The 24,654-nt window shown below is 64.2% G+C and carries 25 protein-coding genes; 16 read left to right on the forward strand and 9 right to left on the reverse strand.

Features of this window, described 5'->3' with window-relative positions; all coding sequences use genetic code 11:
• The first annotated feature begins 156 nt into the window (after positions 1–156).
• Positions 157–1,779, forward strand: coding sequence for an ATP-binding protein (locus FXF75_RS15400; RefSeq protein ID WP_275897423.1), 1,623 nt, complete (start codon positions 157–159; stop codon positions 1,777–1,779).
• 61 nt (positions 1,780–1,840) lie between these two features.
• Here FXF75_RS15400 and FXF75_RS15405 read toward each other — a convergent pair whose 3' ends face one another.
• The 4 genes from FXF75_RS15405 to FXF75_RS22175 form a co-directional block, all read right to left on the reverse strand.
• On the reverse strand, positions 1,841–2,839 hold the full coding sequence (locus FXF75_RS15405) for a transcription initiation factor IIB family protein (RefSeq protein WP_163522750.1): 999 nt from the start codon (positions 2,837–2,839) through the stop codon (positions 1,841–1,843).
• Positions 2,840–3,123: 284 nt separating this feature from the next.
• Positions 3,124–3,747, reverse strand: a complete 624-nt coding sequence (locus FXF75_RS15410) for a phosphoribosyltransferase (RefSeq protein WP_163522751.1) — start codon at positions 3,745–3,747, stop codon at positions 3,124–3,126.
• Positions 3,748–3,810: 63 nt separating this feature from the next.
• Entirely contained in the window at positions 3,811–3,996 is a 186-nt protein-coding gene (locus tag FXF75_RS15415; RefSeq protein ID WP_163522670.1) for a hypothetical protein, read from the reverse strand.
• A 241-nt stretch (positions 3,997–4,237) separates the two neighbouring features.
• A complete protein-coding gene (locus FXF75_RS22175; protein WP_205427706.1) occupies positions 4,238–4,408 on the reverse strand; it encodes a hypothetical protein in 171 nt (56 codons plus the stop codon).
• A gap of 173 nt (positions 4,409–4,581) precedes the next feature.
• Here FXF75_RS22175 and FXF75_RS15420 point away from each other — a divergent pair, with 173 nt between their 5' ends.
• Positions 4,582–4,905, forward strand: coding sequence for a HalOD1 output domain-containing protein (locus tag FXF75_RS15420; protein ID WP_163522752.1), 324 nt, complete (start codon positions 4,582–4,584; stop codon positions 4,903–4,905).
• 44 nt (positions 4,906–4,949) lie between these two features.
• Positions 4,950–5,510, forward strand: a complete 561-nt coding sequence (locus FXF75_RS15425) for a D-lyxose/D-mannose family sugar isomerase (protein ID WP_309221837.1) — start codon at positions 4,950–4,952, stop codon at positions 5,508–5,510.
• Positions 5,511–5,550: 40 nt separating this feature from the next.
• Here FXF75_RS15425 and FXF75_RS15430 read toward each other — a convergent pair whose 3' ends face one another.
• Positions 5,551–6,249 (reverse strand): hypothetical protein, encoded by a 699-nt coding sequence (locus FXF75_RS15430; RefSeq protein ID WP_163522753.1) that lies wholly within the window; start codon positions 6,247–6,249, stop codon positions 5,551–5,553.
• A gap of 138 nt (positions 6,250–6,387) precedes the next feature.
• Between FXF75_RS15430 and FXF75_RS23135 the strand changes: the two genes are divergently transcribed.
• A complete protein-coding gene (locus FXF75_RS23135; protein WP_275897424.1) occupies positions 6,388–6,519 on the forward strand; it encodes a hypothetical protein in 132 nt (43 codons plus the stop codon).
• Positions 6,520–6,559: 40 nt separating this feature from the next.
• Here the strand turns inward: FXF75_RS23135 and aglF are convergent, their stop codons facing one another.
• On the reverse strand, positions 6,560–7,315 hold the full coding sequence (gene aglF / locus FXF75_RS15435) for a UTP--glucose-1-phosphate uridylyltransferase AglF (RefSeq protein ID WP_163523010.1): 756 nt from the start codon (positions 7,313–7,315) through the stop codon (positions 6,560–6,562).
• Positions 7,316–7,513: 198 nt separating this feature from the next.
• Between aglF and FXF75_RS15440 the strand changes: the two genes are divergently transcribed.
• Together FXF75_RS15440 and FXF75_RS22180 are read left to right on the forward strand one after the other, a co-directional pair.
• Complete coding sequence (locus FXF75_RS15440) at positions 7,514–8,071, forward strand: metal-dependent hydrolase (RefSeq protein WP_163522754.1); 558 nt, start codon at positions 7,514–7,516, stop codon at positions 8,069–8,071.
• 141 nt (positions 8,072–8,212) lie between these two features.
• Complete coding sequence (locus FXF75_RS22180; RefSeq protein ID WP_205427708.1) at positions 8,213–9,988, forward strand: hypothetical protein; 1,776 nt, start codon at positions 8,213–8,215, stop codon at positions 9,986–9,988.
• A gap of 119 nt (positions 9,989–10,107) precedes the next feature.
• Here FXF75_RS22180 and FXF75_RS15450 read toward each other — a convergent pair whose 3' ends face one another.
• Complete coding sequence (locus tag FXF75_RS15450) at positions 10,108–11,565, reverse strand: sulfatase (RefSeq protein ID WP_163522755.1); 1,458 nt, start codon at positions 11,563–11,565, stop codon at positions 10,108–10,110.
• A gap of 165 nt (positions 11,566–11,730) precedes the next feature.
• Between FXF75_RS15450 and FXF75_RS15455 the strand changes: the two genes are divergently transcribed.
• Positions 11,731–12,120 (forward strand): DUF4112 domain-containing protein, encoded by a 390-nt coding sequence (locus FXF75_RS15455; RefSeq protein ID WP_240334709.1) that lies wholly within the window; start codon positions 11,731–11,733, stop codon positions 12,118–12,120.
• A 102-nt stretch (positions 12,121–12,222) separates the two neighbouring features.
• On the opposite strand, the gene FXF75_RS15460 is transcribed toward FXF75_RS15455, so the two are convergent.
• Positions 12,223–13,959, reverse strand: coding sequence for an alpha-amylase family protein (locus FXF75_RS15460; RefSeq protein ID WP_163522756.1), 1,737 nt, complete (start codon positions 13,957–13,959; stop codon positions 12,223–12,225).
• Between the two features lie 355 nt (positions 13,960–14,314).
• On the opposite strand from FXF75_RS15460, the gene FXF75_RS15465 reads away from it, so the two are divergent.
• From FXF75_RS15465 to FXF75_RS15485, 5 genes are all read left to right on the forward strand, one after another.
• Complete coding sequence (locus FXF75_RS15465) at positions 14,315–14,632, forward strand: HalOD1 output domain-containing protein (protein WP_163522757.1); 318 nt, start codon at positions 14,315–14,317, stop codon at positions 14,630–14,632.
• A 117-nt stretch (positions 14,633–14,749) separates the two neighbouring features.
• Positions 14,750–15,508: an ABC transporter ATP-binding protein gene (locus FXF75_RS15470; RefSeq protein WP_163522758.1), complete on the forward strand. Its 759-nt coding sequence runs from the start codon at positions 14,750–14,752 to the stop codon at positions 15,506–15,508.
• Positions 15,509–15,566: 58 nt separating this feature from the next.
• A complete protein-coding gene (locus FXF75_RS15475; RefSeq protein ID WP_163522759.1) occupies positions 15,567–16,805 on the forward strand; it encodes an ABC transporter permease in 1,239 nt (412 codons plus the stop codon).
• A gap of 99 nt (positions 16,806–16,904) precedes the next feature.
• Positions 16,905–18,116 (forward strand): ABC transporter permease, encoded by a 1,212-nt coding sequence (locus FXF75_RS23360; protein WP_163522760.1) that lies wholly within the window; start codon positions 16,905–16,907, stop codon positions 18,114–18,116.
• Positions 18,117–18,168: 52 nt separating this feature from the next.
• Entirely contained in the window at positions 18,169–18,819 is a 651-nt protein-coding gene (locus FXF75_RS15485) for an SIMPL domain-containing protein (protein WP_163522761.1), read from the forward strand.
• Here the strand turns inward: FXF75_RS15485 and FXF75_RS23515 are convergent.
• Complete coding sequence (locus FXF75_RS23515) at positions 18,816–20,306, reverse strand: polysaccharide lyase (RefSeq protein WP_375335544.1); 1,491 nt, start codon at positions 20,304–20,306, stop codon at positions 18,816–18,818. The two genes, FXF75_RS15485 and FXF75_RS23515, sit on opposite strands and share 4 nt — an antisense overlap.
• 373 nt (positions 20,307–20,679) lie before the next feature.
• Here FXF75_RS23515 and FXF75_RS15495 point away from each other — a divergent pair, with 373 nt between their 5' ends.
• The 4 genes from FXF75_RS15495 to FXF75_RS15510 all read left to right on the forward strand — a co-directional run bounded on the left by FXF75_RS15495 (position 20,680) and on the right by FXF75_RS15510 (position 24,652).
• Entirely contained in the window at positions 20,680–21,399 is a 720-nt protein-coding gene (locus tag FXF75_RS15495; RefSeq protein ID WP_163522763.1) for a class I SAM-dependent methyltransferase, read from the forward strand.
• Positions 21,400–21,537: 138 nt separating this feature from the next.
• Complete coding sequence (locus FXF75_RS15500) at positions 21,538–22,440, forward strand: ABC transporter ATP-binding protein (RefSeq protein ID WP_163522764.1); 903 nt, start codon at positions 21,538–21,540, stop codon at positions 22,438–22,440.
• Positions 22,433–23,653, forward strand: a complete 1,221-nt coding sequence (locus FXF75_RS15505; RefSeq protein ID WP_163522765.1) for a glycosyltransferase family 4 protein — start codon at positions 22,433–22,435, stop codon at positions 23,651–23,653. The genes FXF75_RS15500 and FXF75_RS15505 overlap by 8 nt, the downstream gene beginning before the upstream one ends.
• A 243-nt stretch (positions 23,654–23,896) precedes the next feature.
• Positions 23,897–24,652, forward strand: coding sequence for an NTP transferase domain-containing protein (locus FXF75_RS15510; protein WP_275897435.1), 756 nt, complete (start codon positions 23,897–23,899; stop codon positions 24,650–24,652).
• Positions 24,653–24,654 lie beyond the last annotated feature (2 nt).

Consider the following 24,654-nt stretch of genomic DNA (forward strand, 5'->3'; position numbering starts at 1 on the left):
CTCTCCCCGTGGAGCTACGACGGGAGTCGAAAAGTAGGTATCGCCGACCGGCGGCCGGTCGCTTCTCGGACGCCAGAGATGGCGAGGTTGTTACATCTACGCGAAAGCCACAAAGGGGTGGGGCATGAGAAGGGAGACAACGAGCAATCTCACAGGATGAAAGAACACGAAGAAATACTCAACAGAATGACGGACGCCTTCTTCGCACTTGACGACGAGTGGCGGTTCACCTACGTCAACGAACGCGCCGAAGGGATTCTCCGTCCGGCCACCGCTTCCGGAGTTGTCAAGGACGACCTCCGGGGCGAGTCCATCTGGGAGGCCATCCCGGAGGCGGTCGATACGCGGTTCCACGACAAGTACCGCGAAGCGATGGCGACCCAGCAAGCAGTCAGTTTCGAGGAGCGCTACGAACCGCTCGACGCGTGGTTCGACGTCCACGCGTACCCCTCCGAGACGGGTCTCTCGGTCTACTTCCGGGATATCAGCGAGCGGAAGCGACTCGAAGCCGACTTGCGGCGACGCGACGAGGTGTTCCAGCGCGTCTACCGGATTATCGCGGACAAGTCCGCGTCGTTCGACGAGAAAATCGAGTCGCTTCTTGCCATCGGTAGCGACGCGCTGGACACCGATTACGGCGCGCTCTCGCGCGTTGCGGACGACGAGTACGTGTTCGAGTTCGTCCATCCCATCGACGGGGACGCCCGACCGGGCGACACCCAACCGTTGGACGAGACCCACTGCGAACGGGCAATCGCCACCGAAGAGACGCTGGTCGCCTCGGACATCGCCGTGGACGCGCCGGACCTCACGGACCGGGCGGGCTACACCGAGCAGGGAATCGAGTGTTACGTCGGGACGCCGGTACTGGTCGATGGAGACGTGTACGGAACCTTCTGCTTCTACAACGACGACCCCCGGCGCGACCCGTTCTCCGACTGGGAGGTCACGCTCGTCGAACTCATGGGCAACTGGGTCAGCTACGAACTGGAGCGCGAGCGCCGCGAGACCGAACTCTCCCGACAGCGCGACCGATTCGAGGAGTTTGCGGACGTCATCTCCCACGACCTGCGCAACCCCCTCAACGTGGCCGAGGGGCGACTGTCGCTGGCCCGCGAGGAGCACGATAGCGACCACCTCGACGTGGTGGCCGACGCGCTCGGCCGAATCGAGACCATCGTGGAGGACACGCTGACGCTGGCCCGCGAGGGGCGGACCGTTTCGGACCCGCAGTCGGTCTCTCTCGGCGACCTCGCGACGGAATGTTGGGGGATGGTCGAGTCCGAGGACGTCGATTTCACCGTCCTCGACAACGGTCGAATCAGGGCCGCCCCCGACCGCTTGCGACGGGTCTTCGAGAATCTCTTTCGAAACGCCGTGGAGCATGGCTCCACGTGTCCTCGTTCGCACGCTCACGAGGATGCCGTCGAACACGCCACGCCGGTGGGTCGCGAAGTGCTCGAAAATACCGCGGAACACGGCGCTCCCGGTGAACGCCGGTCGGTGTTCGCCGAGGAGGAGGGGGACGCCGGGGTCACGACCGTCAGGGTCGGCCGACTCGACGGACGCGGTTTCTACGTCGAGGACGACGGGCCGGGCATCCCGGAGGACGAACGCGAGGCTGTGTTCGACCCGGGCTACACGACGTCCGAGTCCGGAACGGGACTGGGACTAGCTATCGTCGCCCGCATCGCCGAGGCTCACGGTTGGACCGTCGATATCACCGACGAGACCGACGGCGGGACCCGGTTCCGGTTCGAGAACGTCGAGTTCGTCTGAACGACCGCACCCGTCACGTAGCCGGGGCTACTCGTCGGTTCGACGCCGAAGAAGAGACGTTTTAGGCCGGAACAGCGCCGCTCTCGGAGGCTTCGAGCAGTTCGTGGTAGCGGTTCCGAATCGTGACCTCGCTGACCTGCGCGACGTCGCTGACCTCGGCCTGCGTGACCTTCTCGTTGGTCAGGAGCGGTCCGGCGTACACCGCGGCGGCCGCGAGACCGACCGGCGACTTGCCGCTGTGGATGCCCTGCCGCTTCGCGTTCCGGAGGAGTTCCCGGGCGCGGCGCTCGGACTCGTCGGAGATGCCGAGTTCGCTGGCGAACCGCGCGACGTAGTCCTCGGGGTCGGCGGGCTGAATCTGGAGGCTGAGTTCGCGGACGATGTAGCGGTAGGTCCGCTTGAACTCCATCTCGTCGATTCGGCTGACGTTCGCGACCTCGTCGATGGACCGGGGCGTCCCGGTCTGGCGGGCCGCCGCGTACACTGCCGCGGTGGCGACGCCCTCGATGGAGCGGCCGGGGAGGAGGTCCTCGTCGAGCGCGCGGCGGTAGATGACCGACGCGGTCTCGCGGACTTCCTCGGGGAGACCGAGCGCGCTACCCATCCGGTCGATTTCGCCGAGCGCCTGTTTGAGGTTGCGCTCCTTGGAGTCGCGGGTGCGGAAGCGCTCGTTCCACTTGCGGAGACGCTGCATCTTCTGGCGCTGTCGGCTACCGAGCGACCGACCGTAGGCGTCCTTGTCCTGCCAGCCGATGTTGGTCGAGAGTCCCTTGTCGTGCATCATCTTGGTCGTCGGGGCACCGACGCGGCTCTTCTCGTCCTTCTCGCTGGCGTCGAACGCGCGCCACTCCGGCCCGCGGTCCACGTTGTCCTCCTCGACGACGAGACCGCACTCCGCACAGACTGTCTCGCCGTGTTCCTCGTCGGCGGTGACGTTCCCGCCGCACTCGGGACAGACCTGCTCGTCCTCGCGTTGGGTCTCTTCGGTCCGTTCGTCCTCGTCCGTTCGTTCGGTTACGCCGGTCTGTTCGTCGTAGCTCTGGATGCGTGTACTCGTCATGGTTGATTGATTGGGTGAGGCGCGGGGAGGGGAGAAAACCTAAATAATCTCCGGGGCCTCGCTTCCTAACCAACAGTTAGCCCGTCAAGTACTTAAAGATTTCGTTGAAGTGTGCTATTGACACACTCAAACCCGGCAATTTAGGCCGCGTTTCGGAGCGGTTCTGAGTCCGGAAAATCTGGACCATAGGCCTCTTGTATACCGATAATACGAGAACCCAGAAGAGGAATGACCGAGAACTGTCGTGCTCAATTTTTACAATACTATCGTCGGCCGTGAGTATCTCACCGTTCGAGGTACGACATCGCCTCGTCGTCCGTGACCTGACCGAACGACCGGTAGAACTGGCCGACCGCGTCGAAGTGGGGCGGCGTCTCGACCGCGACCACGTCGTCGGCCTCGGCGAGGAGTCGCTCGATGGCACTCGGCGAACCGACTGGCACCGCGAGGACGACGTGACTCGCCCCCGCAGCGCGGACCTGTCGGAGCGCCGCGATGGTGGTCGCGCCAGTGGCGAGTCCATCGTCCACGACGAGTACGCGTTTGCCGTCTAGGTCCGGCAAGTCGGTCGTACCGCGGTAACGTTCGAGTTTCCGGCGCGCCGCCTCGACTTCGGATTCGCGCTCTCGCTCGACGTACGATTCCTCGACGCCGAGTCGGTCCAAGAGGTCGTCGTTTCGCCAGACCGACCCGTCGCTCGCCACGGCACCGATTGCGAGTTCCGGATTGTCCGGCGCGCCGATTTTCGACGCGACCACGACGTCCAGTGGCACGTCGAGCCCGTCCGCGACCGGCCGCGCGACCGGCAGGCCGCCGCGCGGTATCCCCAGTACCACGTCGGCCTCCACGTCGTGGTGGTCCAGAAGGTCGGCTAACTGTCGTCCGGCGTCGGTACGGTCTTGAAACATGGTCCCCCGAGTGTAGCGCCGGTAGCAGTTGGCTTAAACCTAGCCGCGGCCCCCGGAAAGGGGTCAAAATCGACTTCGGAGGCGGTCCCAGACCGTCCTGAAGAGCGACCCTTCGGACTCCTCACGCGGGCGTGGAACGTCGTCGTACTCTCCGTTCGGCAGCAGGTCCTCGGGCGAACGGTCGTACGGCGGCGTCTCGCAGTAGGTCTCGATGCGCTCCCGTTCGTCGTCGCTCAGTTCGGAACTCATCGGTAGCGGCGGTTCGGTCTCGACGCAGAAAGGCGGTCGCGATTCTTGGTCTCAGTCGACCCCGATTAACCGGAATTAAGGCCCGTAACGTGTCGTGGGACGCCGCATATCGACCGAGTACCGGCGATTCTCGGACACTCTTCTCGCAGAGCGACTCGAACTACTCGGACGGGTTCAACGAGCTATTGAACCGTCGGAACGCGGTCGAGACGGCGCGTCCACCTCTCGGTCGGACTGACCGCTACCAGACCATCTGCCCGTCTTTGGTGACGCTCCCGACGTAGAGCAGGTGTGCGAACGGAACGAACGCGATGAACTCGTCGTCACCGTCGTAGAGTTCCACGCCTCGCTCGCCGACCTCGTAGCTGTCGCACTCTATCTGCTCGCCGTCGGAGATTTGGGCCTTGAACATCCGTGGCGTATCGCCAACGCCGACCGGCAAATGATTGTCGGCGGGTCTCCGAGCGCCGCCCGAAGTCCCTCGACTGCGCGACGCCATAACCCGTTCGCCGCCGATTTATTCCGACTCGCCCGCGAGGAAACTGGGGGTGAAACTTTCGACGTTTCGGGTCTACATTCTGCGTGATGCCGAGTGGGAACGAAAACGACGAGCGAGACACGTCTGAGCGCGAGAGCAAGATATACCACCGCAAGGTCACGCCGGAAGTCGAAGAGGCGAACCAGAGTCTCCTCCGACTCGTCGCGAATCTGGAGAACTGCGAGGTGACCGACTTACCGCCGCTCTACGACCAGATAGACCATCTCGTCGAACACCTCTTCAGCAGTCCGCCGCCGCCCGAGGCACAGGTCGAAGTCGAGTTCTCGTACTACGGGTACCGCATCGAACTCGACCAGAGCGGTAACGTCTCGCTCATGAAACTCGCCGACGACTCCGAATCCCCGGAGTGACTCCAGTCGCCAACGGTTTTGTTCCGCGGCGACGTATCCCCGCCGTGACCAGCGCATCCGAGCGAGAGCGCGCCCGCGAGCGTGCGGCCGAGATGCTCGCGGACGCGGGCGTCGTTCTTACCGACGAGGAGCGAACGGAGATGGAGGTCGTGGACTACGGTCTCGGCGACCTCGAATCGGTCGGGACCGAAATCGTCGTCTACGTCAACGACGACCGATACTGCGCGAAGGAACTCGTGTTGTTCCCCGACCAGACCTGTCCCGAGCATCGCCACCCGCCCTTCGACGACTACCCCGGCAAGCGCGAGACCTTCCGGTGTCGCGCCGGGGAGGTGTTCCTCTTCGTGGAGAGCGACGACGGGGACGCCGACGCGACCCGACGCGAGGACTGGTCGGTCGAACCGCCCGGGCGCGAGGAGTTCTACACCGCCGAGCAGGAAATTCACCTCGAACCCGGCGAGCAGTACACGATTCCGCCCGACACTCGCCACTGGTTTAAAGCGGGCGAGGAGGGCGCGGTCGTCTCGGAGTTCTCGTCGCCGAGTTACGACGAGAAGGACGTGTTCACCGACCCGAAAATCGACCGAATGGCCGGCAGTTACTGACAGTTTTCGGCGATGTCAACTCACCTCACCTAACCTCATCTCACTGCTGTACTCTCGTCACACCCCTCTCGGCGACCCACAGCACCGCGACCAGACCCGCGGTGATGAGGAAGTGGTTGGCGACGAGGCTGAGGGAGATACCGATGGAGTAGGCCGCACTGTCGAGTTCCAGCGTCGGCGGCGACCCCCTCAGCCACCGGGTCCCGTACCATCCCGCCAGCGCGACCGCGGCGAGGTGCGGCGCGTACCGAATCCCGGACGCCACCGGGGTCCTCCCGGAGAACTCCCGGAGGGCGTCGGCCCGAAAGACGAACGGCACGTAGACGAACACGAGCGCGTAGACGAAACTCGACCCGAGGACGCTCTCGGCCCCCTGCGCGTACCCGCTGAGGATGACGAGGAGGACCGAGACCACCAGGGTGACGAACGCGTACATGAAGACGGCGAAGCCGAATAGCAGCAGGTAGTCGCCGTGGCGTCGCGCTCGCTCGGTGCAGCGGTAGGAGTTCTTGACCGCCACGAACGACGTGAGCAGGAACAGGAGCAGGACCGCGCCGACAGCGCCGGTCCTCGTGGCGGTCGATTGCCGGAACTTCATCAGGTAGACCGAGAGCGCACCGAAGATACCGATGACGGTGAACAACTGGTGGTTTGATTCGAGGAACGCCTCCATCGAGGGCGGTCGCTCGTCCCCGGTCTCGGCGCGTCCCTGTCGTGCGAGTTCACCCCAACGACCCATGGGTACTGGAGTCCGAGGACCGTGCATAAAGGCGGCGTAACTGCCGTCCGACAGGTCGCCCGCGCGACGTTCGTCCCCGGTCTCGCTAGCACCCCGGGAGTACGCTGAAGTCGGTCCGCCTCGTGTATAGAGAATCGAATGACCCTACTCATCGACATTCCGTGTCCGGACTGCGGCCGGCGACGCGGCGTGAGAAAACGCGGTCTCGGTCGGTACTACTGCTCGAACTGCGACCGCGGGTTCACCCAGTCGGAGGTTCTCCCCGAATGATTCCGTTCGCCGAACACTGCGATGTACGGAGGAAGGGGAATCAGTCGCTCTCTGCCGACGTTTCGGTCGGTTCGGCGTCCGCGCTTCGACCGTCGAGCAGACGCTCGGCCCTGTCGCGGTCTTCGGGGTATCCCACGTCCACGCGCCATCCGTCCATCCGAATCGCGTCGATGGTCCGGCCGCTCCGAATCAGGAGGTCGATGGCCTCGCTGATTTCGTACTCGCCGCGGTTCGAAGGCTGGACGAGGTGGCAGGCGTGGAAGATGGCGGGCGTGAAGGTGTAGAACCCGGTCATCACGAGGTTCGACGGCGGGTCCTCGGGCTTCTCGACCACGTCGGTGATTTCGCCGTAGTCGTTGGTGTCACAGACGCCGTAGCGGTCGGCCTCCTCGTAGGGAACCTCCTCGGTCAGGAAGGCGGCGTCGGCCCGGTCCTCCCGCTGGCGCTTGACCACGTCGCCCAGATTCGCGTCGAAGATGTTGTCGCCCAGCATCAGCATGAAGTCGTCCTCGATGTACTCCTCGACGGTCAACAGCGCGTGGGCGAGACCCTGCTGTTCGCGCTGGTGAGCGTACGTAATCGGAATCCCGTCGAACTCGTCGCCGTAGTAGTCGATGATGTCCTGTTTCCGGTAGCCGACCACGACGACGAACTCGTCGGCGTCCAGCGCCGACAGTTCCTCGAAGCAGTGGCTCAGAATCGGTCTCCCGTCTACCTCCACCATCCCCTTCGGCTTGTCCTCTGTCAACGGGCGTAAACGGCTCCCCTCTCCTGCAGCTAAGATGACGGCTTTCATTCCCATCCCCAGCGAGACGACCACCCGTTCTTTGAAATATCTCCTGTTCAATTGAATCGGTTCGGCGCTCGGAACTTACTCCGCTGGGACCGCTGTAGTGACCGGCGCAGGAACTGACTCGTCCGAACTGCCGCCGGAATCGTCGCCGGAGGGCGTCTCGCCCGAAGGAATAACCCGACGCACTCCGAAGGGAACGCCATGTGGCCTTGGGGGCATCTCGCGGTGGGGTATCTCCTGTATACCGCTTTCGTCCACCTCTGGCACCGCCGAGCGCCCGACGGCCCGCCGACCGTCGCGCTCGCGTTCGGCACGCAGTTCCCGGACCTCGTGGACAAGCCGTTAGCGTGGACGCTCGACGTTCTCCCGACCGGGCGCTCGCTGACCCACTCGCTGCTCACCGCCGTCGTCCTCGTCATAGTCCTCGAACTCCTGCTCCGCAGGCGCGACCACGGTACCGTGGCCACGGCGTTCGCGGTCGGCTACGGTTCACACCTCTTCGGCGACGCGCTCTACCCCGTGCTGGACGGGACCTTCTCTTCGCTGCGCTTCCTCGTGTGGCCGCTCCTCCCGCCGATAGAGTACTCGACCGGACAGAGTTTCATCGCGCACCTCGACCAGTTGTCGCTCGATTCGCTCGTCGTGTTCGAAGTCGTGTTCGGCGTGTGTGTCTTCGCACTGTGGCTCTTGGACGGTGCCCCCGGTCTCCGAGTCCTCGCGGCGATTCCGCGATGGGTCGGACGGAAGATTACGGTGTAATCCGGACCCGGCGGGCGGGCGACTCCTCTCTCAGGGGGCTGAGAACCCGTGTATCGTCCGCCAGCGGATTTATCCCAATCGTCGTATACTGTCCGGCGGGGGAGAAAATCGATGAGCCGAAAGCACACATCTTTAGCGATAATGTTAGTGACAGCGATGATTTTCGGGGGAGTGGCCACCACGCTCGGGGCCACAGGTCCCGACGCCGGTGACGTCCAGTCGCCACCGAGCGACGCGGTACGAGACGTTCAGACGCAGGCGAACACCACGATAACTTTCGAAAATCAGACCAGTAACGGGACGGTCGTCACCATCTCGCAGGTGACGCTCGAAGAAGGGGGATTCGTGGCGATACACAACCGGAGTCTCCTGAACGGGTCGGTCCTCGACAGCATTCTCGGGACCTCGCAGTACCTCGAAGCCGGGACTCACGAGAACGTGCAGGTGAGACTCGACGAACCGATAAACGAGTCCCAGCGCCTCCTCGCGGTGGCCTACCGGGACACCAACGCTAATCAGGAGTTCGACTTCGTGGAGACCCAAGGACAGGAGGACGGCGCGTACACGGTAGACAATCAGGTCGTCGTGGACGAGGCGTTCGTCACCGTCGAGGAGGCTGCTGAAACGACAACGACCACGACGGAGACGACGACCACGACGGAGACGACGACCGAGACCACTACTGAAACGACAACCACGACTACCGAAACGCCGACGGAGACGACTACGACAACTGAGACGACAACCACGACCACAGAAACCACCACAACCGAAACGACGACAACGACGACGGAGACGCCGACGGAAACGACGACGACCACGACAGAAACACCGACAGAGACGACCACGACCACGACGACGGAGACGCCGACGGAAACGACGACAACGACAACGGAAACGCCGACTGATACCACGACAACTACGACAGAAACACCGACAGAGACGACCACGACCACGACCACGACGACGGAGACGCCAACCGAAACGACTACGACGACGACTGAGACGCCCACGGAAACCACTACAACGACCACGACTACGACCGAAACGCCGACAGAGACCACCACGACTACGACCGAGACGACGACGGAGACTACCACGCCGGTCGAACAACCGGTCGAAGAACGGAAGATTACCTTCACAATCGAGAGGGTTCACATCGAGAACTTCTCGTTCGTCGTCGGAGACGCCGACGAGGTAGACCGGACGGTCGTCGTGGACAACATCTCGATAAGTGACCGAACGGTCCACCTCGACCTCACGAAACTCCTGAGCGGTGCGTCGCTCAAGGAGAGTCTCGGCGATGCCGCGGCCGACAAGACCGAGATTTCGAAGTCCGACCTCCAGAGCGTGAGGTTCGTCGTCCGCGACGTGACCATCGAGAACGTCACGTTCGTCGTCAACCTGCCGGAGGACGTGAAATCGCAACTGCCCGACGAAACGACGACTACGACGGAGACGACTACGACCACGACCGAAACGCCGACCGAGACCACGACGACGACCGAAACGGAAACCGAGACGCCGACAGAGACTGAGACGCCGACAGAAACGACCACCACCGAGACGACGACCACTGCCGAACCATCGCTCCAGGTCCCCGAACTCAGTGCACCCGACACGTTGGTCTTGAACGACGGCCAACTGGTCGTGAACGCGAGGGTCAGTAATCCCACCGACCAATCCGTGACCGAGACGGTGGAACTCCGAATCGACGGGACGGTTATCGCGGAACAAACCGTGACGGCAGAACCCGGCGAGTCGCTGCAGGTACAGTTCAAGGTGGACAAAACCGACCTCGGTCTCGAACCGGGCGAGGCGTTCCTCGAAGTTCTCACCACGGACTTCGGCAAGTCCATCACCATCACGGTCGAGGACCGACAGGCCGACTCGGAAACCACGACCGCCGAAGCGTAACGCGACGCCGCTTTCTTTTCGACTGACTCGGCAGTTCGTCCGACTGCGTAGAAACGAGGGACGGGCGACAGAACTGAACGAGAAGTGACTGGTCCGACTCCCGACCCCGAGCAGGGAGGCTACAGATATCCTAAGTCCGCTAACTGCTCTCTCATGTCGTCGGTGAACTCCGCCTCGTCGGTCTCGGCCGCGGTCCAATCGACCCACTCGTCGGCGACGCCCGAGAGCGTCTCGACGACCTCCGGGTAGTCGTCGCTCACGTCCGTAGTCTCGTCGGGCAACGCGAAGAGGTGGGAGTCCGCGGCGCTTTCGAGATACTTGAACTCGCGCGTCCGAATCGCGCTGACCGGGTGTTCGTGGAGGAGTTCGGTGTCGAACGCGGAGTTTATCTCGAAGAACTCGTCTAAATCGGCGCGCCCGCGCTGGCTGAGACAGTACGCTCGCTCCTCGGTCCGGAGGTCGTACCCGCGGAACTGCTCGTGGTCTACCCCCGCGATGCTTGCGACGGTCCGGGTCACGTCCACGTGCTGGACGAGTTCGTCGCCGTCGCAGTCGAGGTCCGCCCCGGCGACGACGAGCGGAACGTGTGTCAGCGCGTCGTGGAGGACGAGGTTGTGGCCGACGAGTCCGTACTCCCCGAAGAGTTCACCGTGGTCGGCCGTGACGACGAAAATCGTGTTTCCGTCGTCGAGCGCCCGGACCTGATTCACGATTTCGCGAACGCAGTCGTCGGCGTAGGTGATTTCGGTGTCGTACAGCGTCTCGATGGCGTCCCACTGGTCGTCGTCCAGCGGACTCCCGTTCGCGTTGAGTCGTCGTATCTCGTCGCTGCCCGCGTAGGTGTCCAGCGAGAGGTCTATCGCGTCCTCCATCGAGGTCGGGAGTTCGTCGCGGAACCTCTCCCGCGCCCGCCGCGGCGGGCAGTACGGGTGGTGCGGGTTCCCGACGTGCGCGTAGAGGAAGAAGGGGTCCTCGCCCTTCGTGACGTCCGAGACCCACTGCTTTGCGATGTCGGTGGTGAGGTACGCGAGGTTGTGGCGGTCCTTGTCGAGTGTCAGTCCCGGCCCGTGGGACCTGACGTTCAGCGCGTACTTCAGGAGTCCCCGGGTCTTCTCGTTGAGCGGACTCCCCTCGTGGGGCCCGAGGTTCAGGCCGTACTTCACCAAGTCCGCAACGCCGCCGTCGGCCAGATTCTTCGAGAGCCAGTAGAAGTCCTGAAACCCGCGGTCGAGTCCGTTCGCGGAACTCAAGTAGCCGTTCGGCGAGAGGCAGGCGGTCCGATACCCCTCGTTCGAGAGGAGTGCGGGCAGCGTCGTCAGGTTCGGCGGTAACTTCCGCATCCCGGTCCCCTCCTTTCCGACCCCGTGGTCCGAGAGGTACGTCCCCGTGAAAATCGACGCGCTGGAGGCGGGCGTCCACATCGAGTGCGCGAAGCAGTTCTCGAACGCGGTCGCGTCGGACTCGGCCGCCAACTGCGCGATTGCGGGCGTCGTGTTCCGCTCGTACCCACCCATCGGCGTGTGGTCGGCCCTGACACTCTCCAGCGTAAGCCACACGACGTTCGGAGCGTCGTTCATGCAACCAGCACTCGGTAGACCGATGGATAGCTGTTTCGGCTAGACGAGCGAAACCGCGGGCCACAGCGCGGATAGACCGTGTTCTCCCCGGGACGACCGACGAAACTCCGAGCCACGACTCGCGAGGCCAGCAAGCCTTTCGTCTCGCGCGTCCACCGGTTCGTCATGGACCTCGGACCCGACGAACAAGGCCAACCCATCGAAGTCACCGTCACGGACGAACCGCCCGCGATGGAGCGCGTCCGAACCGTCGCGAGGTTACTCGACGAGGCCATCGAACTCCCGGTCGTCAACTACAAAATCGGACTCGATCCGATTCTGGGCATCCTGCCGGTGGGCGGCGACGCGGTGTCGGCGGCCATCTCGCTGTACATCGTCGCCGAGGGTGCCCAGATGGGGGCGTCGCGCGATACCCTGCTGAAGATGCTGTTCAACGTCGGCGTTGACGCGGTCATCGGTTCGGTTCCGGTCCTCGGGACCATCGTGGACGCGGTCTGGAAGGCAAACGAGCGCAACGTCGCGCTGTTGGAAGAGGAGTTCAGCGACTCGGTGTAAGCCGGAGTCGTCGAATCGACGGTCACTATTCTCGGCCGTCTCACGGATACCTCGATTCCCACTCGGCTATCGCACGGACTTCGAATTGTCGCCACTCCGCGATTACACGGACTCCTCGACTCGTACCCAGCAGAACCCGTACCGACCCAACTCGAAGCGCCACTCGTCGGCGCTCCCGTCCTCCCCGCCATCGCTCTCGACGGCGACTCTATCGGCGACGCGCTCGAAGGCCGCGTCGCCGAACAGGCGGACGGGTTCGTCGTCCAGTTCCAGCGTCGCTTCGGCGCGCTCCTCGCCGAGATTGTGGACCGCGACCACCTGCCCGTGGTCGCTGGTCATGCGGTGGGCGAAGACCGCCGGGTCGTCGGCGTCGAGGACTTCGCAGTCGCCGTGACCGATTTCCGGACATTCCGAACGGAGGCGGTTGAGGCGCGAGAACCACTGGAACAGCGAGTCGGGGTCGCCGCGCTGGTCGGCGACGTTGACCGTCTCGTAGCCGTACTCGCCGCCGGAGACGACCGGCCGCACGAGTTGCTCGCGGTCGGCCGACGAGAACCCGCCGTTCTTCCCGCTGGACCACTGCATCGGGGTCCGGACCGCGTTTCGGCCGGGGAGACTCAGGTCGTCGCCCATGCCGATTTCGTCGCCGTAGACCAGCAGCGGCGCGCCGGGGAGCGAGAACAGGAGGCTGTAGGCGAGTCGGATGCGGTCGGGGTCGCCGTCCAGCATCGGCGCGAGGCGTCGCCGGATGCCCCGGCCGTAGATGCGCATCTCCTCGTCTGGCGCGAACGCCTCGAACACTCGCTGCTGGTCCGCCTCGGGGAGGCGACCGATGTTGAGTTCGTCGTAGTTCCGGAGGAAGTTGGCCCACTGGCCGCCCTCGGGCGGGACGGGCAGGATGTCAAGCACCTCTCGAATCGGTTCGGCCTCCCGCTCGGCCAGCGCCAACACGAGGTAGGCGTCGAGCAGGAAGTTGAGCATGACGTTTATCTCGTCGCCCTCGTCGTGTTCGACGTCGGACCCCGAGTCGGCGTCGGGCGAGCGTCGGCCGCGAGTGCTCCCGAAGTAGTCGCCGAGTCGGTCGGGCGCGTCGTCGGCCTCGGCGAACAGGATGGCGTCGTCGCCGCGCCGCTCCACGAAGTGGCGCATGTCTCGGAGGACGCCGTGCGGGTCGTCGAGTCGCGTGGATTCGAGACCGCCCTTGTTGTCTATCATCAGCGTGGCGGCGTCCACCCGGAACCCCGAGACGCCGAGTTCGAGCCAGAACCCCATAATCTTGCGAATCTCCTCGCGGACGTCCGGGTTGGCGGTGTTGAGGTCGGGTTGGAAGTGGTAGAATCGGTGGTAGTAGAACGCCTCGGCCGCTTGGTCGTAACTCCAGACGGTGTCCTCTTCGCCGGGGAACACCGGGCCGCGGTGCGGGTCCGGGTCATCGGGCGGGTCCTCCTGCCAGACGTAGTAGTCGCGGTACTTCGAGTCAGGGTCCTTCCGGGCCTTCTGGAACCACGGATGCTGGTCGGACGTGTGGTTGACCACGAGGTCGACGATGACTCGAAGTCCCCTGCGGTCGGTCTCGCGGACGAACTCCACGAAGTCGCCGAGCGTCCCGTGGCGGTCGTCCACGCCGTAGTAGTCGGTCACGTCGTAGCCGTTGTCCCGGTTCGGCGACGGGTAGAACGGGAGGAGCCAGATACAGTCGATGCCGAGACTCTCGAGGTAGTCGAGTCGGTCGGCCATCCCCTCGAAGTCGCCGACGCCGTCGTCGTCGCCGTCCGCGAACGCCTCCACGTCGATGGCGTAGAACGTCGCGTTCTCGTACCAGTGGTCTTTCGTTCCCATGTAGAACACACCCTCTCACCACGTCTGTCGGTTCCGAGTAGAAAAAGTCGTGTGGCGGTCGTGACGCGGCGACCGTGGGGAGGCACCGCAGAGTGGGTCGGCCGAACCCCGCAATGATGCGCCGTGAGCGCCGGAACGGGCGGTCGAAATCGGCGGTGACGCTCAGTCGCGCCGTCCTGTCGCGCTCCTAACGAGAGGTTTCCAGCGTGGGGGCCGAACTTTCCAGTGTGGGGGCCGAACTAACGTCCACGTACGAGTCGAAACGCCGGACCGGGTGACCGCAATCTACCCGTTATATGGTGGGAGGATTCGCACGAACTCGGCCATTCAATAGCGTTCTTCGCCAATCGAGTCCATGAACGAGGACAACACCGTACAGATACTCGCCACGGACCCCGAAGACGGGACCTACCGCGTGACCTACTCGTACCCGTCGGACCCGCCGAGCATCGCCGTTCCGCTCGCCATCGTGGAGATGACCGACTCCGACGTGATGGACCTGCGACCGCTCTACGAGGCCACCGAGGTGGACCCCGACGCGCTCGACGACCTCTTCCGGCCGACCGCGAGCGGTGCCGTCCGCGAGTGTAACGTGACGTTTCGGTATCACGGCTACGAAGTCACCGTCAAGAGTTACGGCCGTATCGTCATCCGCGAGACGGTGTTCCAGTAACCGGTCGAACCGACTCGGAACGCCGCGAACCCTTGATTTAACACCCTCTCAGCGGTGAACGGCCTGAAACGCTAAGTGTGTCGGCGTCGTTTACACTCTCGTTCTGGTGGGGGACTGATGGACGCGAGTACGCGAACAGCGACGGAGGAATCGGACCGGAGAGAGGCCGTGGTGGAGTGTACGAGGGTCACGCGGACGTACGCACGCGGGGGCAGCGGCGGGTGGTTCTCGTTCGGCGGCGACGACCGCGACGACCGCCCGACGGTCACCGCGCTCGAAGACGTGTCGCTGACCGTCGAGCGCGGCGAGTTCGTCGGCCTGTCGGGACCGAGCGGGAGCGGCAAGTCCACGCTCATCCACCTGCTCTCGGGGTTGGACGTGCCGACGGAGGGCACCGTCACGCTCGCGGGCGAGGACGTGTCGGCGCTCTCGCAGGGGGAGTTGACCCGCCTGCGACTGGAGCAGGTCGGCATCGTCTTCCAGCGATTCCACCTCCTACCCTCGCTGTCGGCCCGGACCAACGTCGCGCTTCCGCTGGTCGAGCGCGGGATGAGGAAGTCCGAGCGCCGCGAACAGGCCGCCGACCTGCTCGAACGCGTCGGACTGGGCGACCGACTGGGCCACCGCCCCGGAGAACTGTCCGGCGGCGAGCAACAGCGGGTCGCGGTGGCCCGCGCGCTCGCCGGGGACCCCCTCGTCGTGTTCGCCGACGAACCCACCGGCGAACTCGACACCGACACCGGCGCGGTCATCCTCGACCTGCTCGCGGACCTCGCCGAGGACCGCGCGGTGGTGCTGGCGTCCCACGACGAGCGAGCGCTCGACCGGACCGACCGGGTGATTCGACTCCGCGACGGACGGGTGAAAGATGCGTGAAGGGGGTCGTCTGCGATGGTGAGGGGGAGCGATGCGTCCGAGACGCCGAGGAGCAGCCATGAGTAGGTTCACGCGCTGGGTCGGTCTCGTCGGGGTCGCGCTCCGCCGGACCGCCACCAAGGCGACCCGGACCGCACCGCGCCAGACCGCGGTCAGCGTCCTCGGCGTGGCCGTCGCGGTGGCGCTCATGCTGGTCGTCACCGCGACCGGTCTCGGTCTGGTTCAGGGCACGACCGTCCGCGGGGACGCCGTGGACTACTGGGTCGTCCCGGAGGGCGGGGGCGCGTCCACGATGGTCGTCTCCACCGAGTCGGCGCAACTCGGCGACGTTCACGCCAAGAGCGCCGCGCTCAACGACGACGGACGAGTCGAGTACGCGACGCCAGTGCAGATTTCGGTGCTGAAGGTCCGGTCCGGCGGTACGACCGAGTACGTCCTCGGGGTCGGCGTCGTCCCGGACCCGAAACTCGACCGGGTGGCCGGACTCCCGACAGCGCCGCTGTCGCCGGGCGACCCCCACTACGCGAACGGGAGCTACGACGGCGAGTGGACCGGTCAAGCCGTCCTCTCGACGGGCGCGGCCCGGCGTCTCGGCGTGAACCGGACCGCAAACATCTCGGTCAGCGGGGCCGTCTCCGGGTCGGCGAACCGCGACCTGCGGGTCACGGCCGTCGAGAGCGCCGCGGTCCAGTCGGGCCTCTCTGGCATGCCCGTAATGGTCGTCCACCTGAGCGAACTCCAGACCGTCACCGGCGCGCAGTCGGGCGACTTGGCCGACCAGATTCTCGTCCAGTCGAACGCGGGTGGCCTCCAGTCGTCTCTCGAAGACCGATTCCCGACTGCGAACGCCGTCACCCGCTCTGGGTTCACCGCACAGAACTCGACTGACTCCGACCTCCCGCTGGCGATGGGGGTCGCGGCCCTGCTCATCGCCGTCGTCGTCGGGACGCTGTTCGTGGCGACTACGCAGGGACTGCAGGTCGAGGCCGACAGCGAGCAGTTGGCGACGCTCACCGCCGTCGGGTTCTCGCGGCGCGCTCGCGCGGTCCTGCTCGTGGTGCAGGCGCTCGCGCTCACGCTGGTCGGGGGCGCGCTCGGAATCGTCCTCGCGTATCTCACGACCGCGGTCACGAACTACGCCGCGGTTCGCGCCATCGCTCCCGTTCCCATCGCCAACTTCCACCCGCTGCTGGTGGCCTACGGGTTCGGCGTGTCGTTGCTCATCGGCGTGCTGGTCGCGCCGTACCTGCTGGCGATGGAGAGCCGGACCGAGGGCGTCGCGGAGGTGATTCGGTGACTCGCCGTTCGCGTCGTCACCGGACTCCGGAGGTGGTCGCGTGAGCGGGCGCAACGAGCGAGCGCGGGTACGCCAGAACTCGGTTCTGGAGGTGGTCGCGTGAGCAGACTCCGCGTCGCGGCCTCGGTCGCGGCGGCCCAACTCCGCCACGACCGCGCGCGGACCGTCCTCGCGGTGGTCGGCATCGCGGTCGCGGTCCTCTCGACCACCCTGCTCGCCAGCCTCGGCTACGGCGTCTTCGAGACGGGCCAGCAGAAGTTCGACGCGTCGGGCCGGGACCTCTGGGTCACCGGCGGGTCGCTCTCGAAGGGTCCCGGCGGGTTCGGCACGTCCATCCTCGACGCACACAACGTGTCGCGCGACATCGAGTCGCGCGAACGGGTAGAATCTGCGGTACCGATGGCGTTTCAGGCGGTTTACGTGGGCAACGGCTCCGGAGAGATGCAGACGCTGGTCGGGGTCGGCGTCCCCGGCGGCGGGCCGTTCGTCTCCTACGAGAAGGGCGAACTCCCCCACGGCGACGGTCACTACCAGAACGGCACGTACAACGGGACGATGCACTACGACATAGTCATCGACCCGCGGACCGCCGAGATGCTCGATGTCGGGGTCGGCGACACCATCTACGTCGGCGGGTCGGTCGAGAGCGCCCGCGAACACGAGTTCGAGGTCACCGGCATCTCCTCGACGTTCTCCAGTTTCCTCGGCGCGCCGACGGTGACGACCTACCTCAGCGAACTGCAGGAGGTCACGGGCACGACGGGCACCGACAAGGCGACGTTCATCACCGTCAATCTGAAGGAGGGCGCGAACACGAGTGCGGTGGAGCGCGAACTTCAGCGGGCCTACCCGGACTACACGATTCGGACGAACGACGAGCAGATGCGCTCGGTCCTCCGACACAACGCGGTCGTCATCGCGGTCGGCGGTGCGCTGGTCGTCCTCGCGGTGGTCGCGGGGTTCGCGCTGACGCTCAACGTCCTCTCAATCGTCGTCTTCCAGCAGAAGGAGGAACTCGCCGCGCTGACCGCGCTCGGGGTCTCCTCGAAGACGGTGGTCGGGATGGTCGCCGCGCAGGGCGTCCTGCTCGGCGCTGTGGGCGGTCTCGTCGGCGTCGCGGTCACCCCGCCGTTCGTGGCGGGACTGAACTACGTCGCCGCGGAAATCGTCGGCTTCGAGGGACTGGTGCAGGCGCCGGGGTCGGTTCTCGTTCTCGGCGGAGCCATCGCGCTGGTCATCGGGACGCTGGCGGCCGCGGTGGCGGGGTGGCGGACGCTCCGGACGGTCGGCGTGGACCAGCTCATGCGGTAGTAAGTGACATAGTTGGGGAAACCACATTTTCCCAGCCGACGTTTCGACTCCCATGACGGACTCGACGATTACGACCGGCGCCGTCGGCCGAACGCGAGCGCCTCCGGACCGCGTCGAACTCGTGTTCGAGACCCGCGTAGTCGAACCCGAGGTGACCGCGGCGCGACGGAGCGTCGCCCGGCGAGCGACCGAACTCCGTCGCGTCGTCGTCGACGCCGGTGCGACCGACGAGAACGTCAGGACCGCTCGGTTCCGGGTCAGACGACAACCACCCGGACACGGCGGGGACGCCGAGCGCGACCCCGAGTCTCGCCCCTTCGAGGCGACCGAGACCGTGGCCGTGACGCTCGACGACCTCGATGCGCTCGGCGACATCCTCGCGGCCGGAGTGGACGAGGCAGAAGCCGAAATCGAGGACGTGACGTTCACGTTCCGGACCGAGACGAAGCGCGAACTGGAGCGCGAGGCAGTCACTGACGCGGTGACGACTGCACGACGGAAGGCCGAAGCCGCCGCCGCGGCGGAGGGGGCCGACGTCGGCGGCGTGCGCTCGCTGACGACCGAGGACCGCTCGCGCGCCCGTCAGTCGGGTGCCGCGCTCGGCGCGGGGGCGGCCGAGCAGTCCGGGACCGCCCCGTCGAGCGGACCCATCGACGTGACGGTCGGTGTCACCGTCGAGTACGAACTGGTCGAATCGCCCTAGAGGGAGATGGACTGGTTCCGCTTCGTGACGCTCCCGGCCGCGTCCTTCACGCGGAGGGTCACGTCCATGGTGGTCCCCGCGGGGAACTGGAACAGTTCCCATCCGGAGGCACTGGACCCGCTCACGTCGTTCACTGCGAAGTTCACGTCGGTGGAGCCGTCGTTGACGACCGCCTCGACCGTGTCGAGGTCGCCGTCGGCGTCGGCCGCGGCCCACTTGACCGAGAACATCCGGTCGCCGCCGAGCTTGTTACTCGTAGACACGTCGAACCGCTCGACGCTCGGCGCGGCCGACGGCAGGAGTTCCTGCACGCCGACTTCGGTCCCGTCGTACCGAATCGTCCACTTGCTCTCGTCCAGACTCATCGAGGTGAAACTCCCGTCCACGTAGTAGGAGTCGCCGTAGCCGTTGCCCGACTTTCCGGTCACCGTCACCGTGCCGTCGCCGTTGTCGGTTATGGAGTCGTTGGTCTCCGCGGCCTTGTCGCCCGCCGACGTGTTCTTGGTGACGCTCCCCTCGACGGTGAACTCGTACTGCACGTCCGAGGTGTTCGACCCCGCGACGAGTTCGAGCGGTTTCCCCTGCGTCTGGTCGCCGCTACCGGACGTTCCGCTCCCCGAGATGTCCGGCATCTGGGTCGTGCTGAGTGCCCAGTTGTCGAAGTAACACGCCTGGTCCTGAGGCGCAGGATTGCTCCCGCCGTGCCAGACGTGCCAGATGTAGTTGATGCCGTCTTCGGGGTGGTTGGTGAACCGCATCGAATGCTCGTCGGTGGTCTTCTGACCGTCAATCCACTGTTCGAGGACGCCGTCACGGTTAGCCGAACCCCCCGAAGTCGTGTTGAGCTTCAGGTGTTGGTCGATACGGTGCCAATCACCTTTCGTCACGCGAGTCGCGCCAAACGTGTCGCCGTAGGTACCGTCCATGTCCATGTGGTACACGTAATTACCGAGTGTAATCTCTGAACCGGAAGCAGTACTATTGTAGAAGGTAGCTCGCGCGCTCCACCCAGTCCCGTCTGACGGATCGCCACCGTGACCCGTACCGCTCTCGATGTTCCCCGGACCCGGCAGTTTCTTTCGGTGGTCACCGTTCTCGAAGTCCTGATCGAATCGTACCCAGTAGCTCGAGTACAATTCGGTCGTGTTCTCCGACAGGTACCCCGCTTCTACGGGGTCGACGCGTGCAATCATTCCGTCGAAGTAGCCCTCGGGGAAGCCCACTCTCATTGCGTTGCTCCCGACCTTCGAGGGGGACTCAACGACCGAATCCTGCCAATTCCCTTCGTCGTGGACGTCCGTGAAGTGTTCACGATACGTACCGTCTTCGAACGGTTCGTGGAGGAGTGTGTCGCTCGACTGAGCCGCGGTTCCCGCGCTCGTTGCGACAACGGAAGCTGCGGCCGCACCCGCTAGCCGCAGGTAACTTCGTCGGTCGAGTAGCGAACGGTCTGCGTTCGTCTCTTCTGCCATTTCGTCGCGTGCCATGCAGATTTCAATGGGTTAGCGATTACTTAAATAACCACCGGTCCCCTCCCCGAGATACTAAATACATACACTTTAGGCAAGAAATTTATATTGCTAGATTATTCTACTCAATGTCTCCCGACGAATCATCGTGACAAGTAGGAAATTTGAGGTTGAATGCGGTATCGGGTCATCAAACTCGATAATATCTCATCTATGTTGCCCGAATAAATTTATGTGTGATATTTATCATTTCATCAGTGAAGAGAACGGGGGGCGAAACCGCAAACGTGCAGTCGTCGTATTCCTGCTAAAACGGCGAACGAAGAACGCTTCTCCCGCGACTGACCGTGATAGCCCAAAGGAATATACAGTATGCTATGGTGGTAGGTCTATGGTCATCGACCGGTCCTACTACTTTATGAAAGCGGGCCTGAATTTAGCGCGCGCGCTATTCGTCACCAATCAAACCGAGAAGAAACAACAGGCGGAGTTGGGCTACTGGCAGTTGCAAAAAGCGAAGAGCGGCGAGTTGTCCGCCGACCATTACGAGTACTTTTACACTACTCACTTCGATATCGACAAGGAGGAGTACCGGGGGAAACGGATTCTGGACATTGGCTGTGGTCCCCGTGGGTCGCTCGACTGGGCGACGATGACGAAGCGACGGGTCGGACTGGACCCGCTAGCCGAGGAGTATCAGCGTGCTGGTCTGATTCGGGACTCCGGGATGGAATACGTGGACAGTGGGGCCGAGGAGATACCGTTTTCGGACGACTTCTTCGACGTAGTCGTCTCGTTTAACTCGCTCGACCACGTCGACGACTTAGAAAAGACCATCAGTGAGATAACACGCGTCACCGCGTCTGGTGGTCTCTTCCTGCTCATCACGGACGTGAACCACGACCCGACTGTGACTGAACCGGTTTCCTATGAGTGGGACGTCGTCGATAGGTTCACGCCGCAGTTCGAACTTCACTGGAAGGACTGTCGAGAGAAATCCGAAGACGGAATCTACGCGAGTGCACGGGATGGGGAACCCTACGATTTTTCGAACGACGAGGCCCGGTACGGAGTCCTGTCCGCAAAGTTCGTGCGAGTCCCGGACGAGTAACTCTCCCGGGGAGAGATAGGGCAAACGCCGGGCGGAGACGCCTGACTAATTCGTAATTGGGGGAGAATGAACGCAGACATTTCACGACCCGAGAAGATAGGCGCTGTTCAAAAAATATTGACATATAGGTCGCTCTCGATGGAAGTGATAATTGTTCTGGGAGTCGCGGCTGGACTCCTCGAAGGCATCGGACTGAGTTCCCGAGTTCCGATAATCGACGCCATCCAGTCTAGCATGTACCCGTTGGGCAAGGGCGGCGCAGTCGAGATGTTCGCCCGCACTTACACGGCGATGGGAGTTCCGTTCACGCTCGATATCATCGTGGTGGGTCCCGTGGTCGTGGTGGGAGCCAAGTACGCGTTCGACTTCGGCGCGAGTGACGAAACGAGTGGAGACTTCCGCAGTGTGGTCGATTCGTCCGTGAACGCCACGGTCCGACTCCGGCGTAACGAGACGGCGGCCAACAACGTTTACCAGTTCGCCAGCGCCATCTCGATATTCGTGCTGATATACCTCGCAGTCACGTTCACGTCGAAGAGCCTCGGGATGCTGGGCGTGTTCCTGTTCGCCATATTCAGACTCGCCCCGATTTCAAGTATGCTCAACCATCGGGGCTACCCATCGGAAGGCAACCTCTCGAATGGCAAGTCCGTCGTCTCGGTACTGAATCGGATGTACTTCCCCGAGAAGGCCAAGCTAACCGCCGACCACGGCCAACTCTCGGGCGACGTCGTGACGTCGGTTCCAATCCGAGAGGGTACGGCCATCTCGGCGTTCACATCGACACGCTCCTCGAAGTGCGGTTGGTCTGCGGACACGACGCCCACAAGCAAATCGTCGCGGAGTCGCCCGTGGACGCGCCCTACCCGGACCTGCAACCCCACGACGCGAGTGAACGTACCGGGGAGACGCTCCGGAACCTCGGCTATTTGCCGGAGAGAGGCCGTGGGACTCCCGATAAGCGAACGGCGAACGCTTCCAGAACCGACGGTCTCCCAGAAACCGTTAGTCCCCGCTGAGTTAGACGGACGATATGTCTGATAAATTTTCGGCGGGCGACACGTCAGAGGGGGTCTCGACGACCGATGAGGCTGACAGCGGTTCGACGACCGACGCGCCGGACGGCGTCTCGACCGCCGACGCCGCCGAGAGCGACCCGACGGTCCTCGGGTTCACCGACCTGCGCCCGGAGGAACTGGTCGGACCGCTCGACGCCGTCGATTCGGGGAGTCGCGTCCTCTCGTTCCCGGAGGCGGGTCCGGCCGCGAAACTCGTTCACTCGGTCGTCGGCGGGGTCCGCGTCCTCCGGGAGTCGGACGTCGATGCGATACTGCTCTACAACGGAACCGGCGTGCTGGGTCTAGTCTCGGTCGTCCTCAGTAGACTCTTCGGCGTCCCCCTCCTGTTGCGGGTGAACGGGGACATCTACAGGCAGCACGCAGACAGGATGCGCGAACTGTGGGAGACAGACCGGTACGGTCGGACCGCGGTCTTCCTCATCTACCACCTCCTGACGAGACTGACGTATCTGGCCGCGAGCGGTTACGTCACCGTCTCGGAGGACCTGCGCGACCGACTCGATTCCGAATCGAGCTACCCCGACCGGACCGCGGTCAGTGCGCACAATCCGGTCGATGCGTCACGATTCGCCGACAGCGACGGGAGAGAGGCCGTCTGCGGCGTGGACCTCGACGGGACGCGAGTGCTGTTGACCGTGACGAACCTGAACTACGAGGGGAAGTATCGCGGCGTGGTCGAAATCGTCGAGGCTGTCACTGACATCCTCGCCGAACGCGAGGACGTGGTGTACGTCGTCGCGGGTGACGGAACTTACTTCGAGCGGTTGGCCCGGTACGTCGAGGCGAACGTTCCCGAGGAGGTGGCCGAGCGAATCCTCCTCCCGGGCTACGTCGAGGAGGTCCCGCCGGTGTTCGCCGCGGCCGACGTGTTCGTCTACAAGTCCTACATCGATGGCTACCCCAACGTGGTTCTGGAGGCTCAGGCCGCCGGACTCCCCGTGGTCGCGAATCCGGACTGCGGTATCGACGAGCAGGTCGCCGACGGCGAGACCGGGACGCTCGTCTCGGCGGCCGACCAGTCGGCGTTCGCCGACGCGGTGGACCGACTGCTGACCGACGAGAATCTTTGCGCGAGGGTGGGTCGGAGCGCGACCGAGCGTGTCCGGGCGCGGAACTCGAACGAGCGCGTCGGTCGCGAGTTGTTGGACGCGGTCGCCCGGATTCTGCGGTCGTAGTCGGGACACGGTGTTGTCCCGGACCGCCGCGACGTTTCGGTGTTTCCGACCGTTTCGGTAACCTCGGTTCTCTCGACGGTCTCGGCGCTCCCGCCGTTCCTGACGCTTCCGAACGAGGTGACGAGTAGTTCCGAACGAAACGACGAACAGAGCGGTTCGTATCGCACCCCGCCGCAACGTATTTCTATATATGCGTATTTGATACGGTGTCTGGGGGGTTCCGACGTACTCATGAAAGCAGTCATGTTAGGGGCTGGGCAGGGGTCTCGCTTGCATCCTCGGACCGACGGTAATCCGAAACTGTTCCTCGACGTGGACGGGGAGACGATATTCGAGCGCCAACTCGACGCGCTCGCACCGCTGGTCGAGGAGGGACTGGTAGACGAGCGCGTCGTCGTCGTGCTGGGATACGGGTTCACCGAGGACACGCTCGACGGTCGGAGTCGAACCGAGAAGATAGACGAGTACGTCCGTATCGACGACCGGTTCGAGTTCGAGGTCGTCGTCCTCCCGTACTGGAACGCGGTGGAGAACGCCGCCTCGGCGCTCGCGGGTCTCAACGTCGTGGACGACGACGCGCTGTTGCTCTGCGGCGACGTCATCACGACGGCGGAAGTACTCTCGACGGTGGTCGAGCAATTCCGCGACGACCACCGCCCGGACGGATACAGCACCGTCGCGGCCATCGAAGGCGTGCAGGACGAGATGACCGCCGTCCAGTGGGACGAGTCCGGAACCGTCACCGACTACGGCGCTATCGAGGGTCATCAGGAGGCGGGCATCTTCGTCCTGAACCGCGACCACTTCGAGACTGCCGGTCGGGTACTGAGTTCGAACGCGGTCGAAGACTGGTTCCCCATCGTCTTTCCGGCGGTGCCGTCGAAGGCCGTGACCATCGACCCGCGGCAGCACGTCGAGATAAACACCGAGGACCACTTCCGGGAGGCGGTGCGGAGTCTCCCGCTCGAACCGACGGACAGGAGCGAAATCGAACTGTGACG

The organism is Halorussus sp. MSC15.2, from assembly GCF_010747475.1.
Taxonomy (GTDB): domain Archaea; phylum Halobacteriota; class Halobacteria; order Halobacteriales; family Haladaptataceae; genus Halorussus.

Excerpts from the sequence above, each read along its gene's own strand:
- FXF75_RS15470 (WP_163522758.1), top strand. The coding sequence starts at position 14,750 with ATGGACGCGAGTACGCGAACAGCGACGGAGGAATCGGACCGGAGAGAG.
- FXF75_RS15430 (WP_163522753.1), bottom strand. The coding sequence starts at position 6,249 with ATGGGTCGTTGGGGTGAACTCGCACGACAGGGACGCGCCGAGACCGGG.
- FXF75_RS15500 (WP_163522764.1), top strand. The coding sequence starts at position 21,538 with ATGGAAGTGATAATTGTTCTGGGAGTCGCGGCTGGACTCCTCGAAGGC.
- FXF75_RS22180 (WP_205427708.1), top strand. The coding sequence starts at position 8,213 with ATGTTAGTGACAGCGATGATTTTCGGGGGAGTGGCCACCACGCTCGGG.
- FXF75_RS15505 (WP_163522765.1), top strand. The coding sequence starts at position 22,433 with ATGTCTGATAAATTTTCGGCGGGCGACACGTCAGAGGGGGTCTCGACG.
- FXF75_RS15415 (WP_163522670.1), bottom strand. The coding sequence starts at position 3,996 with ATGAGTTCCGAACTGAGCGACGACGAACGGGAGCGCATCGAGACCTAC.
- FXF75_RS15495 (WP_163522763.1), top strand. The coding sequence starts at position 20,680 with ATGGTCATCGACCGGTCCTACTACTTTATGAAAGCGGGCCTGAATTTA.
- FXF75_RS15405 (WP_163522750.1), bottom strand. The coding sequence starts at position 2,839 with ATGACGAGTACACGCATCCAGAGCTACGACGAACAGACCGGCGTAACC.
- FXF75_RS15400 (WP_275897423.1), top strand. The coding sequence starts at position 157 with ATGAAAGAACACGAAGAAATACTCAACAGAATGACGGACGCCTTCTTC.
- FXF75_RS15420 (WP_163522752.1), top strand. The coding sequence starts at position 4,582 with ATGCCGAGTGGGAACGAAAACGACGAGCGAGACACGTCTGAGCGCGAG.
- FXF75_RS15460 (WP_163522756.1), bottom strand. The coding sequence starts at position 13,959 with ATGGGAACGAAAGACCACTGGTACGAGAACGCGACGTTCTACGCCATC.
- FXF75_RS23515 (WP_375335544.1), bottom strand. The coding sequence starts at position 20,306 with ATGGCACGCGACGAAATGGCAGAAGAGACGAACGCAGACCGTTCGCTA.
- FXF75_RS22175 (WP_205427706.1), bottom strand. The coding sequence starts at position 4,408 with ATGTTCAAGGCCCAAATCTCCGACGGCGAGCAGATAGAGTGCGACAGC.
- FXF75_RS15510 (WP_275897435.1), top strand. The coding sequence starts at position 23,897 with ATGTTAGGGGCTGGGCAGGGGTCTCGCTTGCATCCTCGGACCGACGGT.
- aglF (WP_163523010.1), bottom strand. The coding sequence starts at position 7,315 with ATGAAAGCCGTCATCTTAGCTGCAGGAGAGGGGAGCCGTTTACGCCCG.
- FXF75_RS15485 (WP_163522761.1), top strand. The coding sequence starts at position 18,169 with ATGACGGACTCGACGATTACGACCGGCGCCGTCGGCCGAACGCGAGCG.
- FXF75_RS15440 (WP_163522754.1), top strand. The coding sequence starts at position 7,514 with ATGTGGCCTTGGGGGCATCTCGCGGTGGGGTATCTCCTGTATACCGCT.
- FXF75_RS23135 (WP_275897424.1), top strand. The coding sequence starts at position 6,388 with ATGACCCTACTCATCGACATTCCGTGTCCGGACTGCGGCCGGCGACGC.
- FXF75_RS15455 (WP_240334709.1), top strand. The coding sequence starts at position 11,731 with ATGGACCTCGGACCCGACGAACAAGGCCAACCCATCGAAGTCACCGTC.
- FXF75_RS15410 (WP_163522751.1), bottom strand. The coding sequence starts at position 3,747 with ATGTTTCAAGACCGTACCGACGCCGGACGACAGTTAGCCGACCTTCTG.
- FXF75_RS15465 (WP_163522757.1), top strand. The coding sequence starts at position 14,315 with ATGAACGAGGACAACACCGTACAGATACTCGCCACGGACCCCGAAGAC.
- FXF75_RS15450 (WP_163522755.1), bottom strand. The coding sequence starts at position 11,565 with ATGAACGACGCTCCGAACGTCGTGTGGCTTACGCTGGAGAGTGTCAGG.
- FXF75_RS15475 (WP_163522759.1), top strand. The coding sequence starts at position 15,567 with ATGAGTAGGTTCACGCGCTGGGTCGGTCTCGTCGGGGTCGCGCTCCGC.